We start from the raw sequence: 16,261 nt of genomic DNA on the forward strand, positions 1-16,261 counted from the left end.
AGCTCCCACTGCCTGTCCGTCAGAACCCGATACCGATCACCGACCACCGTAGCCACGGCGAACATGATGCCCGCCACAACGACCTACCGCACACAGACCGCAAAACCCATTGGGAGACACGCCCTAGTGCGGCCGATACGGTGAGCGGCTGGGAGTCGACCGCGTCGTGTTCGCGGCGATAACGCATCTGGGCGGACCCCCGGATGGACAGGCACGCGCCCACCCGGGGGTTCACCTTTCCTGGCAAGGACGATCAGGCCGGTGACCTGACAGCCTGGCCGAGGTGCCGGGCGAAGAACCGTGTCGCGCTGTCTACCTCGAACCGGGGCACCTCGAAATGGCCGCCCGCGTTGGCGTGCAAAGTCTTTTGCTTCGAGGCGAAGGCATCGAACAACGCGAGACCGGATTCGCGGGCGAGCAGTTCGTCGTCCCACTGGAGCAGGAACTCGATCGGGACGGTGATCTGCGCTGCTGCCTCGGTCAGGGATTCATGTCCGAGACAACCGAAGACGGCCGCGGAGATCCGGGGTTCGGCTGCGGTCAACGGCACCCCGATCCCGGTGCCCTGCATGATGCCCCAGAAGCCGACCGGGCCTTCAGTGCCGATCTGCGGCAGTTCCCGCAGGGCATCCAGGGTCACCCGCCATTCCGGTACGGCACGTTCGGCCAGGTAGGTATGCAAATCGACGACGATCGCGGTGACCGGCTCGCCCGCCGATTGAGCCTGCCGTAGGGCGGCAACGCGTTGCTCGAACTCTGTGGTTCGAGGCCGGTCGCCGTGTCCAGGCGCGTCGATCGCAGCGACAGCGAAACCGCAACAGGTCACGAAGCGATGGGCACGGCCCACGATCCCGGGTGCTCTCTTGTGCTGGCCGCCGCTGTGTGCCATGAGCACCAAGGGCGCGGGATCGGAGCCGGAGGCAGGCGAGAAAAGTACGCCGGGGACCTCACCCACAGTGAAGTCGCGTTCGACGACACCGTTCAACGATGTCTCGGCGGTGAAATGCACAGAATGCATAGGTTGTTGCCTTTCGGGATTGCCTTGTTCGCGGCACTCCCGGCGACACCTACGTCAATCGCCCAACCGTGCAGAAGAGGGGGAGCACCCAATGGATACAGCGTTGATGGGTCTCACCTCCTCCTGTGATGTCACGGACTTGCGCACGCTACCAGCCCGAGCGTCATCGCGGGCGATTCCCTTTCCTGCCGACCGTCTGTGTGCTCCGGGCGCACCTTCCAGGTGGGTATCGGCACCGATCCGCTCGGCCGGTATCGGTGACGATGGCGTCCGGGCCACGGCACCGCTCCAGCGATATCACCACATCGCCCCCTCCCCAGCTCTAAAGCAACAAATCGTTGCTATAGTGGCTTGACGATGCAGGGCTCGATGGGAGACATGATGAAGATCCTGATCAGTGGTGCGGGAGCGGCCGGGTTGTGCGCGGGCATCGACCTCGCGCGGGCCGGGCACACGGTGGAGATCGTGGAGCGGGCAAATCACTTGCGCGTCAACGGCTCACCTATCGACGTGCGCGGCGACGCGCTGGAGATCGCGCGCGGCATGGGCATTCTGGACGCGGTGCGCGAGCACCGGATCACGATGACCGAGCAGACGGTGTTCGTCGACCGGTCCGGTGCGGCCGTCGCCCCCTTGGTGGGACAGGAGATCAACGAGTCCCCCGAGGACATCGAGCTCCCCCGCGAAGATCTGATGACCATCCTGCGGCAAGCCCTGCCCGAAGAGGTGGACCTGCGCTTCGCGGAGTCCATCGTGGCGCTGGTCGATGACGGGAGCCGGGTCGCGGTTACCTTCGCCTCCGGCCGCGAGGGCGGCTACGACCTTGTCGTCGGTGCCGACGGAGTGCACTCGGCGGTGCGCCGGATGGTGTTCGGACCGGAGGAGCAGTTCAGCGAGCACCTCGGGGTGTATGCCGCGATCGGAGAGGCCCCCGGCCAGGCGAGTTCCGACACCACCCGTGTGACCGAAATCCTCAGCCTGCCAGGATGTTTCGCAGGCATTGCCCGCTACCGCGACAAGACTCTGGGCATCCTCGAGTTCCGGTCCGGGCCGATCGACTACGACTACCACGACCTGGATGCGCAGAAACGAATCCTCGCCGAGGCTTTCGCCGGGATCGAGGATTGGCGGGTCCCCGAACTGGTCAAGAACGCCCAGGAAGACCCCGAGCTCTACTTCGACGCGACCGCCCTGATCCACATGCCGACCTGGAACCGGGGACGGGTCGTGCTGATCGGCGACGCCGCGCACTGCGCGACCCCGATGGCCGGGCGCGGCACCTCATTGGCCCTGCTCGGGGCATGGACGCTCACCGAGGAACTCGGTCGTCACGGCGACGATCTCGCGGCCGCCTTCACCGCCTACGAGCAGCGCCAGCGCCCGCACGCGGCTGCGGCCCAGGAGTTTGCGCGCGGCGGGGCCGACCTGGTGGTTCCTGCCACCTGGGAGGCCATCGAGGCGCGTAACTCCCGGCTGCGTGCGGCGCAACCGATATAGGCGAAACATGGCTTGCTCACTGGTATTTCGACACCACATTTGGAATTGATCATGCGGCATACCTCGCGCGAGATGAGCCTTTGCCCGTTCAGCGGGATTGCCCTCGAACGGCGCATGCCTGAATCTCCAGATCCGAGACCTACCCGTTGAATGCCAGCCTCCGGCGACGGCTGGTGGATCAGCACGCGCGCGTTCGGCAAACGGGCGCCGTGCTCGGCGTCCCGAAGAGATCTGTCGAATGATCGCGAGTGACGGGCCCGAGCTCGCCCACTCGCTGACCATGTCGTAATCGCTGTACGCTGCCGTCCGTGACCGACGCCGGACCCGCACCAGAACCGGCCCGCCGCCCGGGCGGGCGCAACGCCAGGGTGCGCCGCCGGATTCTCGAGGCCGCCGCCGAACTGATCGCCCGCGACGGAATCGGCGGCCTGCGCTACGACCAAGTCGCCGAGCTCGCCGCGGTCAACAAGACCAGCGTCTACCGCAATTGGCCAGAGCGAACCACATTGGTCGCCGACGCGCTCACCGCCTTCGGCGGCGGCGCCGCACCCCTACACGACTCCGGCGACATCGACACCGACCTCGTCGACTTCCTCGAGGCCGTCGCCGCAGCAGCGGCGAGCCCGCAGGGCCGCGCACTGTTCAACGTGGTGGCCTCAGCTCGGGAAAACCCCGAGCTGAGGGCCATCGTCGACGAGGTGTCCGACCAGCGGCAGGCGACCCTGCGACGCCGCCTGCACCTCGCGGTCGAGCGCGGCGAGCTGCCCGCGATCGACCCCACCTTCCTCGGCGCGATGCTCACCGGCCCCGTCCAGCTGCTCGTCAGCCGTGGTTCCCGCACCTTCACCCGAGCCGACGCCCGCCGGGTGAGCGCGATCGTGCTGGCCGGAGTGCGCGCCACCGCCGCCGACGCCCCGGTTGTCGAGTAACGACCGAACTCCGCACCCGCGCTACACATTCCGTGCGTGAGCGTCGTCTTGGCGCTCCCAGAAGTCCGTTCCCTCGATGCCGAGCGCTTTCGGATCGAAGATCGGGTCGTATCCCAGCGTTCGTTGCCGCTCGTAGTCCTGATAAACCTTGCGCACCAACGGAAACAGCGACACCAGGCACACGAGGTTCACCCACGCGATCAGGCCGAGTCCGATATCACCTGCCGCCCAGAGCAATTCGGCGTTCACGACCGAGCCGACGAAGACGATCGTCAGGGTACCGAGCTCGAGTGCCGCCTTGGCGCCAGCACCCGTGCGCCCATCGAGCAGGTAGGGCAGGTTCGAGCTCGCTACGTAGTAGTACAGCAGACAGGTGAACCCGAACAGAAACACCGCCACCGCGACGAACTCCGCACCCAGGCACAGCAGCGGCCGACACCACTGCGGCGACGTCGACAGGCGCGCCTGTGTTTTCAACGCCCCCTGAAGCCGGTTGGCTTGCTGTCAAGCGAGAACGACGTGCCGACAGCTCCGCGTCCAGGCCCGGCCCGCTGAACACGCGATGCGGGTAGATCGGGTTCGGAAGGCGAAATTCTCTGCGGTGTAGCAAATTTGACCATTCGACCGATAGGGCACTCGGGTGCGACGAGCGCGCCCAGCTCGAAGTGGAGGTCAATGATGTCTCGTCGCAGGAGAAGTCCGCGCACGGTTCGACAGTCGGCTCTGATCGCCGCAGTCGCCGGGGCCGTGGTCCTTGCGCCCGCCGCGCTGGTCATACCGGCGTTCGCGTCTCCTGATCAATCCGCCCCTACTGCCACATCCGTCACGGCCGCGCCCGTGACGACGGCGCCACCGGTGACGACCGAACCGCCCACCACGACCGAACCACCCACCACCACAGAGCCGCCCACCACCACAGAGCCGCCCACCACAACCGAACCACCCACCACAACGCCGTCGACACCGAAACCTGTTGAGCCGAAAGACCCTGACGACTCCGACGGCTTCGACTCCTGGGGCTACGACGAGTATGGCTACGACCGCTGGGGCTACGACCGCTGGGGCTACGACCGCTGGGGCTACGACCGCTGGGGTTACGACAAGCATGGCTACGACCGTGACGGCTACGACGGACGTGGCTACACCCTGCAAGGCTGTGCCCGTTCCGGCCCGGACCGTCCGGACGCCAACCAGCTGGCCTGCGAACTGCACAGGGCGCGACCGTCCACCGGCAGTGCGGGCATCTGAAACGCAGAGCACTGCTGTGCGACATCCCGCGCATCGACTCGTAGCGCGGAAACCGTGCCGCGAGTCGATGTGCGGTTTGTCGTTGGTTCCTTGAAAACGCTGACCCGCAACGGCTTCGCCTGCTCGCTGTCAGGTCCGCGGCTACTCGGCGTCGAGCTGGTCGAGTAGTTCGACCGCGGCGCGCGTGTATTCGCCGATCCAGCGGTCGTAGATGCGTTTGATCGGCATCGGCGCGAGCGCGAGGTGTCGTTCGCGACCCACTTTGCGGCCGGTAACCAGACCCGCGCGCTCCAGCACGCGCAGATGCTGCAGCACCGTCGTGCGATCGAACCCGGGAAAGCAGTCACAGAGCCCGCCGGTCGTGCGCGGCGATTCCCGGAGCGCGTCGAGCATGGACCGCCGAGTTGCCGATCCGAGCGCTTTGAAAACGAGCGCGTCCGGATCATTGTCAGCGACCGAAGACATGTTGTAAATTTATCACATGTCTGAATTGAAAGAACTCTCCTTCACCGTCTCCGGTCGCGTTGCCCGACCCTGCGCCGAGGTCTACGAAGCCGTGGCCGACCCCGACCAACTGTCGAAGTACTTCACTACCGGCGGCGCCCGCGGCCGACTCTCCCCCGAAAGCGAGGTGACCTGGGACTTCCACGACTTCCCCGGCGCGTTCCCGGTGCGAGTACTGAAAGCCGACCCACCCCGCACGATCGTCATCCAATGGGAGGGCGAAGCCTCGACCGACGAAACCGGTGTCACCACCACAACTTTCGAATTCGAGCCAATCGACAACGACACCCGCACCCTGGTAACCATCACCGAATCCTCATGGCAGCCAACGGAAGCAGGCGCGAAGAACGCATTCGGCAACTGCATGGGCTGGACCGGCATGCTGGCCGCGCTCAAAGTGTGGGTCGAACACGGCATCAACCTGCGCGAAGGGTTCTACAAATAGCCCACCCGAGAACCTTGAAAGGTTTGTACCACACCGGTTTCTGTGTCAGTGAGGCTCCACCGCGCCCCTCGGTGTTGCCCGACAGATCGCGACAGTCCATTGAGACCACACGGGGCTCCACCGTCCGGCGAGGTTGTGGACTGCCCAAAGTCGAGCGCTTCGGGTGCCGGGGGGCGGCCCTGCTCACTGTCGCTGCGATCGGCGAACCACGCAGCTACGGCAATAGCGCAGAACTATCGAGCGACTCACGCAATTCACGCTTGAGGACTTTTCCCGAGGAGTTGCGTGGAATCTGTTCGGTGACAACAAGTTCGTGCGGCAGCTTATAGCGGGACAGTTTCGCGACAGCGAAGTCGCGTAGCGCGTCGAGTGTCAGGGTCGCCCCGTCGACCAGCACGACGAACGCGACGATGCTCTCGCCGTATTGCTCGTTCGGGCGGCCGACGACAGCAGCGTCGAGCACCCACGGATGTTCGCCGATCGCGCCTTCGACCTCTACCGAATACACGTTTCGCCCTCCGGTGATGATCATGTCTTTGAGGCGATCGACGACCGTCATGTACCCGTCGGCCTCGAGCAGGCAGACGTCACCGGTGTGCAACCACCCGTCCACGATGGTCTGCGCCGTCGCCTCGGGGTTGTTCCAGTAGCCCTTCATCAGCGTCTCACCACGTAGCAGCAGCTCGCCGGCGGCGCCGGCCTCGACGTCGTGACCGTCGGTATCGACAATGCGGCACTCGATACTCAGCGCGGTCTGACGACCGCTCGTGTCGGGTCTTGCCCGTACCTGATCGGGCCCGCAGAAGATGCCGTTGGGGCCCGCCTCGGTCTGTCCACACAGCTGGATGAGGTCGACCTCGGGCAGCGCGGTGATCAGCTGCTCGACCGCGCTCACGGGCATCGGTGCCGCGCCGAACAGGCCGGTGCGCCACGCGGACAGATCGCGCGACGACAAGTCGGGCTGCCGGAGCAGGAATTGGTACATCGTCGGCACCCCGAAGAAAACGGTGATCCGCTGCTGTTCGAGGTCGTCGAGCACCTTGACCGGATCGAATCCGGCATGGACGACGTGTGTGGCGCCGACCATGGTTCCCGGAATGAGCATGACGCACAGTTCTGCGGCGTGGTAGAGCGGCGCGACGTGCAGCATACGATCCGCATCGCCGATACCGAAGGTGCCGAGCATCGTGACAGCTGTCCACAACGTGCGGTGGTGGTCGAACAACGCACCTTTCGGGTGTCCGGTCGTGCCCGAGGTGTAGAGAATCTGCGCGTCATCGGACTCGTGCACGAGATCCGCGACCGGCACGGCGGCTCGCGAATCGGCCAGTGCGATCACGTCGTCGTGACTGCCCGTCGGGCCGAGCGCGAGGATCCGCACAGCTTCGGGCAGACCGAATTCGATTGCCGTGGTGACGGTCTCGACCAGGGCGGGGTCATAGACGAGGAACCGCGCGCCCGAGTCGCGCAAGATGTAGTCGAGCTCGGGTGCCGACGACGCCGGATTGATCGGCACGAAGATCGCCCCGATCCGATGCGCCGCGTAGAAAACCAGAATGAAGCGATCGGAGCTGGACGCGAAGAGCGCGATCCGGTCGCCTTTACGGAGGCCTCGGTCCGCTAGCAGCGCGGCTACCCGGTCGACGGCCGTATCGAGTTCGGCATAGCTGTACCGAGTTTCACCGAAGATCAGTGCCTCTCGCTCGGGCACGCGCGCCGCGGTTGATCGCAGAGTTGAGCCGACTGTCGGCATATCTTTCCTCCCCTGTAGATGAGTGCCTCCACGTCAGGGTAAGTGAATATAGATGAGTCCACAAGACTTTACTCGTCCCATTAACTCTCCCTTGGAACCACTACGCTGGAATATAAGTGAATAGAGATAAGCATTAATCTGACCGCGCCGGTCGACTGGCGATCGTAGCCGATAGACGTGCCCGTGGCCCGACCCGCAATTCGCGGGCCAGCTCGGGACCAGCCGAACCGCTGACTGGGCAGCGTGGAACGACACCGGAGGTTGCGCGCCGACGAGGCACCCGGCAGCGGTGCCGCTATATCCTCGAATATCCGATCGATCGCCAGCAGGGCGATCCGCACCGAGGAGGCCACGCGGTGAACTCGCCAGCCCGCGGCACGCGACCGGCGAACCGTAGGGAACTCGTGCTGGCCGCGGCCTCGGAACTCTTCTATCGCCGCGGCTATTCGAACGTCTCGATGCGAGACATCGCCGCCGCCGTCGCCATCGGACCCTCCGCGCTGTACCGGCACTTCCGCACCAAGAAGGACCTGTTGGAGGCGGTCGTCTCGGACGCAATGACCTCGTTACAGAAGGCGCTCGACACCTCCCGCGACAACCCGACGATCGATGCCATCGGCGCACTGACCACCGCACAACACGAAGGCAGGGCGGTTGGTGTGCTGTGGCACCGCGAAGCGCGCCACCTCACCGACTCGGCACAGCAGGAGCTTCGCCAACGAATCCGAGACGTCACCGGTCAGATCGACGCCGCCCTGCGACAGCGTCGACCAGAACTCGATCAGCGACAGGCCGACTTCCTGGCCTGGGCGGTCCTCGGCGTGGCGACGAGCATCTCGTTTCACACCGTCGAGGTCCCGGCTGGCCTGTTCACCGAACTTGTGCATGCCGTGGCCGAGACCGCGATCCCCCCGTTGCACTCCGGCACGTTCCACCCCGGCGGCGACGGTTCGAACGCTTGGGCGCCCTCGCGACGCGAAGCCATCCTTGCTTCCACCATCGGATTGTTCGCCGCCCGCGGCTACGCCGATGTCTCGGTCGAGGACATCGGCACCGCCATCGGGATCGCAGGCCCCAGCGTGTACAACCACTTCGACACCAAGGCGGAAATCCTCATCCTCGCCATGGAACGCGGCCACGAGATCCTACGCGCCGACCTGCACCGCGCACTCGGTCGTGCCACGGGCCCCGGCGACGCACTCGGCAGGCTCGTCACCAGTTACAGCGAATTCGCCCTGGAGAACGGCAATCTCATCAGACTGCTCAACTCCGAAACCGACCAACTCCCACCGGAGGACCGCGACCGGATACGCACGATCCAGCACGACTACATCACGGAATGGACGCAGCTTGTCCGCCAAGCCGAGCCCGCGCGCGACGACCCCGAGGCGCACATCCGGGTGCACGCCGCCCTCAACATGATCAACGACATCGCGACCACCCCGCACCTGTCGCTACTCGGGAACGCGAACGCAGCGATCGAGGTGCTGTGCGCTGACGTGCTCCGGCGCTGACAGTGCAAGATCGCACTGCGCAGCAATCCAGTTGTGACGCCCACCTGCCACGCGCAACCGACTGCCCAACACCGGCGACAAGCGGTTCAGCGCGAACTTGATGTGGCGGCGTGAACTACTCCTCATGGCGGGCGGCTGGACCGCGATGTACAACATGGAGGACACCGGATTACTCATGTCCGCATCCGCGATGGCCTCGGGCATCGCCATCGACAACATGACACTGCGCTACCGCAAACACCTCGCCCAGCGCTCTACAAAAGCGTCCAGCTTCGAGGGGGGTGGGGAGCAAATCGACATCTCGCGGGAGCGCAGGTCAGGCCCGGCAAATAACCGGGCCTGACCTGAATTCACGAGTGGAGCTAAGGGGACTCGAACCCCTGACCCCCACACTGCCAGTGTGGTGCGCTACCAGCTGCGCCATAGCCCCGTGCTGAGTGCTTTCAGGTTTCCCTGATTGCTTGAACGAAGTTACACCACCGGGGTGTATGCGGCCAAATCCGGCCGGGGTGGGGGTAGCGCGGGATGGAATGTTGGTCTAGAGTCGCACATATGTTCGATCGCGAGGGTGTGATCGGGCAGGCGGGTCGGGCTGGTGGAGTCCGGCTTGGTGGACCAACCGAAAAGCTCGGTGGGCGTGGTCTCGGGGCTGGGAAGTCGAGGCCGCGTGTACTGGGCGGGCCGGGTCGCTGATTGGTGGATCGGGCGGCTCGGCCATCGGTGGGAGTACGGAAGGTGCGGTTGGGGAAACGAGGAAGCCGGACCGCGTCGAGGGGTGGCCGGGTTGCCGAGATGACGGCGGCAACCCGACCCATCGTTACGGAGTGAGGGTGGCGACCCAGTCTTCCTTGTTGACGTCGACCTTGGTGTCACCGTCGAAGACGGCGGGGGTAGCGGCGTCACCGCCCAATGCCTTGCCGAGGGCGTCGAGCGCGGACTTGGCGGTGGCGCGGGCTGTGTCGACCTTGGCGCCTCTGGCGATGCAGAGCTTGACGGATTCGGGAGCGCCCGCAGCCGCGGCGATGTCGGCGAGTGCGGCGTTGTCGTGGTCGTCGCCACCTTCGCTCGGACGTTTGGTGGTGAACAGTTCGGTGTGGAATTTCGAATAGGTCGGTCCCGAACTCGCTTCGGCGACACAGAGATTCGCGGCGACGGCGCGGGTCGAGTAGTCCTTGCTCGCGGACTGCTCGTCGAGGAAGTTCACCAGGTGATACCGCAGAGCGAGCTTGCCCTCGTCCACCGCCTGGGCCAGTTCTTGACCGTAGATGCGCTCCACGTTCCCGCAGCCGGGGCACAACGGATCCTCGTAGAGGTCGATGGTCTTCTTCGCATCCGGTTTGCCCAGCAGGATCGAACTGTCCATTTGGAGAACTACCAACACGGCGGGGTCGTGCACCGGCCCGTAGCCGTCGTTGCGCACGGCCGCCTCGTCACGTCCGAAACGGAACACAGCCAGCACCACCAAGACGATCACCACCACGGCGACCGCACCCAACGCATAGGTGGTTGTACTAGACATCGGCTTCGGGGTGTACTCCGGACGCTTTTCGCTCACCTCGCCCACTCTGCCCCACGCCGAACCAGCACGGCCAGTCCCCCGCCGTCACCGCCGAGCGCGAACAGATCCGAACCGACAACGCCACACCCCACGACGCCATAGGCTGACCAGGCGGCCACAGCCTGGACGCCACACCGGTCCGTTGTCGATGAATCCAGTGGCCGCAGACAGGCCGGTAAGGTCGCGAATTTCGCTCCACACGGCAAGCCCGTACTACCTCGGGCACCCCGTTGTGCCCCACGTGGCAAAGGAGACCAGCATGGAGATCCTGCCGAAAACACCGACGGTGAAGAATCCGCCGGAACAGTTCACCGGTGACGTGTGGCTCGACCCGATCGCGGGCCCGCGCGAACCCGGCCAGCGCATGGTCGTCGGCAAGGTTCGATTCGCGCCCGGCGCTCGTACCGCGTGGCACTCCCACGAGCACGGTCAGACGCTGCATATCACCGAAGGCATTGCCCTCCTCGGCCTACGCGACGGCACCGTTCTCGAAGCACGCGCCGGCCAAACGGTGTACACGCCACCGGGCGAACAGCATTGGCACGGCGCGACACCCGAGGACTTCATGGAGCATCTCGCGATGCTCGACAACGGCGCCGACCCCGCCACGACCACCACCTGGCTGGAGCATGTCCGCGACGAGGAGTACCACCACCCGTAAAGCCCCACCCTGCACGACGAGGCGAGAGGAGCACATGGCGATGCGTGGAGCAGTGATCTATGCGCCGGGCGATGTCCGGGTCGAGGACCGCGACATGCCGACCATCGAGCAGCCGACCGACGCGGTGATCAAGCTGTCGGCGACCTGCGTGTGTGGTTCGGACCTGTGGGAATACCGCGGGATCAATCCCGTCGAACGGCCGACGCCGATGGGCCACGAGTACGTCGGCGTGGTGCAGGAGGTCGGCAAAGACGTGACCTCCGTTCGGCCGGGACAGTTCGTGGTCGGCTCGTTCATGGCCTCCGACAACACCTGTGCGATCTGCCGATCCGGCTACCAAAGTCGGTGTGTGCAGGTGAAACCGATAGGCGCCAATGGTGCTCAGGCGGAGTACCTCCGGGTCCCGCTCGCCGACGGGACCCTGGTCGCCACACCGGACACCCCCGACGACGCGATGGTCCCCGCCCTGTTGGCGGCGTCGGACGTACTCGGAACGGGTTGGTTCGGTGCGCACGCGGCGGCGGTGGACAAGGGCAAGACGGTTGTCGTTGTCGGCGACGGCGCAGTCGGTCTGATGGGCGTTCTCGCCGCGAAACACCTTGGTGCCGAACGCATTATCGCGATGAGTCGGCATGAGTCACGACAAACACTCGCCCGCGCCTTCGGCGCCACCGACATCGTCGCCGAACGCGGCGACGATGGTGTGCAGCAGGTGAAGGAGCTGACCGAGGGGCTCGGCGCACACAGCGTCATCGAAGCGGTCGGCACCCAGGAGTCGATGTCGCAGGCGATCCGGTCGTCCCGAGCAGGCGGCCACGTCGGCTTCGTCGGCGTCTCGCACGGCGTGGAGCTACCCGGCGAGGAGCTGTTCTACTCCGCAGTGCACCTGCACGGCGGCCCCGCACCTGTGCGGCAGTACCTCCCCGAGCTGATCGATCTGATCCTCGGCGACCACATCGCTCCCGACGCGGTCTTCGACCTGACGCTGCCATTGGCGAAAGCCGCCGAGGGATACCGCGCCATGGACGAGCGCCGCGCCATCAAAACCCTCCTCCGTCCGTAACTACCCGCACCGCCGACGAACTCATCGACCGCAGCAGTCGGAAGAACCGGACGGCACACCGATGCGCGCCCCACCAGCGCGCGCTGCTGTACTCGGATTTCGGTTTCGCCGGGCTGAGGACGGGCTCGGCCGGAAGATAACGTCGCTACCCGCCACGTTCGGCCGTTTCCGCGCCCGCCGCGACCCTGCACTCAGGGCCGGTCTGGGTTGATTTTTGTAGCCAGCGGCCGAAAAACTTGCGATCTACACCGGTCACACCATATTCCGTGCCCGACCGCCGCCTACCGGTCCCGTATCGAATGACGAACCGCCGAACCATCTTCCGACGAAATAGGAGCTTCATCGACGGGCTCGTATCTTTCGGTCGACGATACCGCGCGCCGCCGCTTCGGCTCCGGCACCACAGCCCACACCAGCGCGGCGATGCCGAGCAAGGCCCCGGTGACGGCCAATCCGACGCCGTAGGACGTGCGCTGCGCGAGCTCGCCGATCAGGATCGGACCGAGGACGGTGCCGAGGTCCGCGGCCATCTGGAAGCCCGCGAGCACCGGGCCGCCGCGGGCATTGGGACCGATGACATCGGCCACGGTGGCTTGCTGGCTCGGTGTGAACATGCCCGCGCCGACACCCGCGACGAAGCAGGCGACCAATAACCACGCCAGCTCGTGAGCGAAGCCGAGTCCACCGGTCCCGAGCGCGCACACCAGGGTGCCCGCGATCAGAAATGGTTTGCGCCCCCATCGATCCGAGAGCCGTCCCGCCATGAACAGCACGGTGACATTGCCCGCCGCGAACACGGTCAGCGCGACCCCTGCCATGCCGGGTTTCTGGTGCAGCACCTCGACGACCAACAGCGGCACCAGCGCCATGCGCACACCGAAGACGGCGGCGCCGTTGGCGAAGTTGGACCAGAGCACGGCGCGGTATTCGGGTTTGGCGAGCCCTTCGCGAAACGACATCATCCGTAGGTTCGCGACCCGTTCCGGCGCGGCCAAGGTGGAGTGCCGTAGCCGGAAGTAGACGAGCACGGTGACGGCGAGCAGCGCGACCGCGTAGATCACGAACGGCCAGCGCAGCCCGAGTCCGGAGAGCGCGCCGCCGAGCAGCGGTCCGGTGACCGAACCGATGAGGAAACTGGTGGACCATAATCCGGAGACGCGGCCGCGTTGTCCCGCGGGCGATAAGCGAATCACCAGCGCCAACGACGAGACGGTGAACATCGTCGAGCCGACTCCGCCGAGCGATCGCAAAACCAGCAGCTGCCAATAACTTTGCGCGAGCGCGCTGGCTCCGGTGGACAGCGCGACGATCAGCAGACCGCTGAGATATATCGAGCGCTCCCCGAGCCGCTGCACCAGTCGTCCGCTCAACGGCGCGAACAGCAACCGCATCAACGCGAAGGCGCTGACGATAGCCGACGCCGCGGCCACCCCGACCCCGAAGCCACGCGCGAACTGCGGCAGCACCGGCGCTACCAGCCCGAAGGAGATCGCGATGACGAAGGCGCCGCCGATCAACGTCCAGATCTCGACGGGCAGTGGTGCCGCTGTGGTCGTGCTGGTCGAACTCGCGCGGGTGAATCTATTCGGCACCGGCTAGTGCCTGTCCCACCATTTCCTCCGCGGCCGACTGCACCTGGGCCAGGTGGTCGGGTCCGTGGAACGACTCCGCATAGATCTTGTACTTGTCTTCCGTGCCCGAAGGGCGTGCCGCGAACCAGGCGTTCTCGGTGGTGACCTTGAGTCCGCCGATCGGCGCGCCGTTGCCGCGCGCCCTGGTGAGCACGGAGGTGACCGGCTCCCCCGCGATTTCCTTCGTCGTGAACATATCCGGGGTCAACTGCGCGAGCAGCTGTTTCTGTTCCTTGGTCGCGGCGGCGTCGACGCGCGCGTAGGCGGGTGCGCCGTAGCGGCGTTCGAGTTCGACGTAGCGCGCCGAGGGCGTCTGCCCGGTGACGGCCGCGATCTCCGCGGCGAGCAGGGCGAGCAGAATGCCGTCCTTGTCGGTGGTCCACACGGAGCCGTCCATTCGCAGGAATGACGCGCCCGCGCTTTCCTCGCCGCCGAAAGCCAAACTGCCGCTGAACAATCCGGGGACGAAGAACTTGAACCCGACCGGAACCTCGTGCACATCGCGGCCGAGGACGCCGACCACCTTGTCGATCATCGACGAGGTCACCACGGTCTTACCGATCTTGGTGAGCGCGTCCCAACCCATCCGGTTGGCGACGAGATATTCGATGGCGACCGCGAGAAAGTGGTTCGGGTTCATCAGTCCGGCGTCGGGGGTGACGATGCCGTGCCGGTCGGCGTCGGCGTCGTTGCCGGTGGAGATGTCGTAGTCGTCCTTGATCGCGACCAGCGAGGCCATGCTGTAGCGCGAGGAGGGGTCCATCCGGATCTGACCGTCGCTGTCGAGGGTCATGAACCGCCAGGTGGGGTCGACGAACGGGTTGACCACTTCTAGCTCGAGGTCGTAACGCTGGCCGATCTCCTCCCAGTAGTCCACGCTGGCCCCGCCCATCGGGTCGGCACCGAGGCGGATGCCCGCGCCGCGAATCGCGTCCAGGTTCAGCACACTGGGCAGGTCCGCGATGTAGTGGTCCAGGTAGTCGTAGCGCTGGACGTTGCTGTCGAGTGCGTTGCGCAGCGTGGTGCGTTTGACCTCGGCGAGGCCGCCGCGCAGCAGTTCGTTGGCGCGCGCGGCGATCGCGTCGGTGGCGGTGTTGTCGGCGGGGCCACCGTGCGGGGGGTTGTATTTGAAGCCACCGTCGCGCGGCGGATTGTGTGACGGGGTGACGACGATGCCGTCGGCCTGGTGTTTGGTGCCGCCCCGGTTGTGGCGCAGCACAGCGTGACTCAGCGCGGGGGTCGGGGTGTATCCGTCGCGGGCGTCGATGATCGCGGTGACACCGTTGGCGGCGAGCACTTCCACCGCGGTGGTCCATGCCGGTTCCGACAGCGCGTGGGTGTCCCTGGCCAGGTAGACCGGGCCGGTAATGCCTCGGGTGGCACGGTATTCCACGATCGACTGGGTGATGGCGAGAATGTGCGCCTCGTTGAAGGCGGTGTCCAGGCTGGATCCGCGATGACCCGAGGTACCGAACACCACCCGGTGCGCGGGTTCGGCCGGATCGGGAATTCGGCTGTAATAGGCGGTGACCAATCCGGCGATGTCTTCGAGGTCGGTGGTGCGCGCTGGCCGCCCTGCTCGATCGTGGGCCATGCTCAGGGCTCCCTTCCGGGCCGGTTGTGCCCGGCTCGTCATCAAGATCATGTGCACCAACCCGTCACAAACGTGGTGGTTCGGTTCGCGGCGAGACCAACCTTCGGTCGCCCCGCCTCGTCGTTGTCCGAACTACCGAGCATCGTCACTACCGAGCCTTGCCGGACCGACCATCGTAACGGCAGGCGGGGTCGACGGCAGCGCCGCCGTAATACGCGCTGCTCCAGCAGGTCCCGCGACGTGTCCGCCGCTTCGTGAATCACCCATTGCCCTAACCCCCTTTCGTCGTGGGAGTTTCGTTCCCATTGACCACCGTGTTGTTCCAGTCACCGACCGCGATCCGCCGGGTCCGAGTGCGCGCTGTCACCGAGGCGGTCGTCATCGGACCGACTCGACACACTCGAACGCCGCCACCACTCCCCCGATACCGCTGGGCGTCGGTAGCGCGACGCCCGATTCGAGCAGTCTACGAACCCCGATGCCGAAGTGGCAAAGCGGCGCGGCCGATACGCCCTTCGAGCCAGAGTGCGACCAACAGCACCCTGTTGGCTACCCATGCGAGCGCTTCGGCAATCCTGATGATTCGCCGACATTCGGCGCCATGCTTTCCCCTGACTGTCGGTGCCGCGCGTGGTCGAAGCACAGGAGATCACGCGCCGCGGCCGCCTCTTCGTACGGGTGAGCCGAAATCGTCACCAAAGCACCTACCGGCAACGACCATTCGCATGGTACCTGCGAGACCGCAACTACCAGCGGGAATGTCAGAGACGACACCGATCGGTCGGCGGCCGGATATATTCCGGGAATTGTGTTCGCGGTCATCCGAACCGAGCAGTGGTGCGAATG

At 65.6% G+C, this 16,261-nt stretch carries 15 protein-coding genes and 1 tRNA gene; 8 read left to right on the forward strand and 8 right to left on the reverse strand.

Annotation, left to right across the window (positions count from 1 at the left end; genetic code table 11):
- Positions 1-253: 253 nt before the first annotated feature.
- Entirely contained in the window at positions 254-1,018 is a 765-nt protein-coding gene (locus ABEA50_RS30010; protein ID WP_425577749.1) for a dienelactone hydrolase family protein, read from the reverse strand.
- 357 nt (positions 1,019-1,375) lie between these two features.
- Between ABEA50_RS30010 and ABEA50_RS30015 the strand changes: the two genes are divergently transcribed.
- Both ABEA50_RS30015 and ABEA50_RS30020 read left to right on the forward strand, forming a co-directional pair.
- Entirely contained in the window at positions 1,376-2,515 is a 1,140-nt protein-coding gene (locus ABEA50_RS30015) for an FAD-dependent monooxygenase (RefSeq protein ID WP_345499952.1), read from the forward strand.
- A 308-nt stretch (positions 2,516-2,823) separates the two neighbouring features.
- Positions 2,824-3,444, forward strand: coding sequence for a TetR/AcrR family transcriptional regulator (locus ABEA50_RS30020; protein ID WP_345499798.1), 621 nt, complete (start codon positions 2,824-2,826; stop codon positions 3,442-3,444).
- A gap of 21 nt (positions 3,445-3,465) precedes the next feature.
- Here the strand turns inward: ABEA50_RS30020 and ABEA50_RS30025 are convergent, their stop codons facing one another.
- Positions 3,466-3,921 (reverse strand): alanine:cation symporter family protein, encoded by a 456-nt coding sequence (locus tag ABEA50_RS30025; RefSeq protein WP_345499799.1) that lies wholly within the window; start codon positions 3,919-3,921, stop codon positions 3,466-3,468.
- Between the two features lie 378 nt (positions 3,922-4,299).
- On the opposite strand from ABEA50_RS30025, the gene ABEA50_RS30030 reads away from it, so the two are divergent.
- Complete coding sequence (locus tag ABEA50_RS30030) at positions 4,300-4,692, forward strand: hypothetical protein (RefSeq protein WP_345499800.1); 393 nt, start codon at positions 4,300-4,302, stop codon at positions 4,690-4,692.
- Between the two features lie 141 nt (positions 4,693-4,833).
- Here the strand turns inward: ABEA50_RS30030 and ABEA50_RS30035 are convergent, their stop codons facing one another.
- Positions 4,834-5,157 carry an ArsR/SmtB family transcription factor gene (locus tag ABEA50_RS30035; protein WP_345499802.1) on the reverse strand — a complete coding sequence of 108 codons (324 nt, stop codon included), beginning with the start codon at positions 5,155-5,157 and terminating at the stop codon, positions 4,834-4,836.
- Positions 5,158-5,173: 16 nt separating this feature from the next.
- Here ABEA50_RS30035 and ABEA50_RS30040 point away from each other — a divergent pair, with 16 nt between their 5' ends.
- Positions 5,174-5,641, forward strand: coding sequence for an SRPBCC domain-containing protein (locus ABEA50_RS30040; RefSeq protein WP_345499804.1), 468 nt, complete (start codon positions 5,174-5,176; stop codon positions 5,639-5,641).
- 214 nt (positions 5,642-5,855) lie between these two features.
- Here the strand turns inward: ABEA50_RS30040 and ABEA50_RS30045 are convergent, their stop codons facing one another.
- A complete protein-coding gene (locus ABEA50_RS30045; protein WP_345499805.1) occupies positions 5,856-7,394 on the reverse strand; it encodes a class I adenylate-forming enzyme family protein in 1,539 nt (512 codons plus the stop codon).
- 356 nt (positions 7,395-7,750) lie between these two features.
- Here ABEA50_RS30045 and ABEA50_RS30050 point away from each other — a divergent pair, with 356 nt between their 5' ends.
- Both ABEA50_RS30050 and ABEA50_RS30055 read left to right on the forward strand, forming a co-directional pair.
- Positions 7,751-8,908 (forward strand): TetR/AcrR family transcriptional regulator, encoded by a 1,158-nt coding sequence (locus tag ABEA50_RS30050; RefSeq protein WP_345499806.1) that lies wholly within the window; start codon positions 7,751-7,753, stop codon positions 8,906-8,908.
- 97 nt (positions 8,909-9,005) lie between these two features.
- Positions 9,006-9,251, forward strand: a complete 246-nt coding sequence (locus ABEA50_RS30055; protein ID WP_345499808.1) for a hypothetical protein — start codon at positions 9,006-9,008, stop codon at positions 9,249-9,251.
- A gap of 14 nt (positions 9,252-9,265) precedes the next feature.
- On the opposite strand, the gene ABEA50_RS30060 is transcribed toward ABEA50_RS30055, so the two are convergent.
- Positions 9,266-9,338: transfer RNA gene (locus ABEA50_RS30060), tRNA-Ala, on the reverse strand.
- 387 nt (positions 9,339-9,725) lie between these two features.
- Positions 9,726-10,427: a thioredoxin domain-containing protein gene (locus tag ABEA50_RS30065; RefSeq protein ID WP_345499810.1), complete on the reverse strand. Its 702-nt coding sequence runs from the start codon at positions 10,425-10,427 to the stop codon at positions 9,726-9,728.
- A gap of 298 nt (positions 10,428-10,725) precedes the next feature.
- On the opposite strand from ABEA50_RS30065, the gene ABEA50_RS30070 reads away from it, so the two are divergent.
- Positions 10,726-11,127, forward strand: coding sequence for a (R)-mandelonitrile lyase (locus ABEA50_RS30070; RefSeq protein WP_345499811.1), 402 nt, complete (start codon positions 10,726-10,728; stop codon positions 11,125-11,127).
- Positions 11,128-11,167: 40 nt separating this feature from the next.
- Positions 11,168-12,190 carry a zinc-dependent alcohol dehydrogenase family protein gene (locus ABEA50_RS30075; RefSeq protein ID WP_345499813.1) on the forward strand — a complete coding sequence of 341 codons (1,023 nt, stop codon included), beginning with the start codon at positions 11,168-11,170 and terminating at the stop codon, positions 12,188-12,190.
- Positions 12,191-12,471: 281 nt separating this feature from the next.
- On the opposite strand, the gene ABEA50_RS30080 is transcribed toward ABEA50_RS30075, so the two are convergent.
- On the reverse strand, positions 12,472-13,782 hold the full coding sequence (locus ABEA50_RS30080) for an MFS transporter (protein WP_345499815.1): 1,311 nt from the start codon (positions 13,780-13,782) through the stop codon (positions 12,472-12,474).
- On the reverse strand, positions 13,772-15,415 hold the full coding sequence (gene pgm / locus ABEA50_RS30085; RefSeq protein WP_345499816.1) for a phosphoglucomutase (alpha-D-glucose-1,6-bisphosphate-dependent): 1,644 nt from the start codon (positions 15,413-15,415) through the stop codon (positions 13,772-13,774). The genes ABEA50_RS30080 and pgm overlap by 11 nt, the downstream gene beginning before the upstream one ends.
- Positions 15,416-16,261 lie beyond the last annotated feature (846 nt).

It is taken from the genome of Nocardia callitridis, assembly GCF_039543305.1.
Taxonomy (GTDB): domain Bacteria; phylum Actinomycetota; class Actinomycetes; order Mycobacteriales; family Mycobacteriaceae; genus Nocardia; species Nocardia callitridis.

What these genes read in the sequence shown, in the direction of transcription:
- ABEA50_RS30070 (WP_345499811.1), top strand. Translation starts at nt 10,726, where the DNA reads ATGGAGATCCTGCCGAAAACACCGACGGTGAAGAATCCGCCGGAACAG.
- ABEA50_RS30045 (WP_345499805.1), bottom strand. Translation starts at nt 7,394, where the DNA reads ATGCCGACAGTCGGCTCAACTCTGCGATCAACCGCGGCGCGCGTGCCC.
- ABEA50_RS30015 (WP_345499952.1), top strand. Translation starts at nt 1,376, where the DNA reads ATGCAGGGCTCGATGGGAGACATGATGAAGATCCTGATCAGTGGTGCG.
- ABEA50_RS30040 (WP_345499804.1), top strand. Translation starts at nt 5,174, where the DNA reads ATGTCTGAATTGAAAGAACTCTCCTTCACCGTCTCCGGTCGCGTTGCC.
- ABEA50_RS30065 (WP_345499810.1), bottom strand. Translation starts at nt 10,427, where the DNA reads ATGTCTAGTACAACCACCTATGCGTTGGGTGCGGTCGCCGTGGTGGTG.
- pgm (WP_345499816.1), bottom strand. Translation starts at nt 15,415, where the DNA reads ATGGCCCACGATCGAGCAGGGCGGCCAGCGCGCACCACCGACCTCGAA.
- ABEA50_RS30035 (WP_345499802.1), bottom strand. Translation starts at nt 5,157, where the DNA reads ATGTCTTCGGTCGCTGACAATGATCCGGACGCGCTCGTTTTCAAAGCG.
- ABEA50_RS30075 (WP_345499813.1), top strand. Translation starts at nt 11,168, where the DNA reads ATGCGTGGAGCAGTGATCTATGCGCCGGGCGATGTCCGGGTCGAGGAC.
- ABEA50_RS30010 (WP_425577749.1), bottom strand. Translation starts at nt 1,018, where the DNA reads ATGCATTCTGTGCATTTCACCGCCGAGACATCGTTGAACGGTGTCGTC.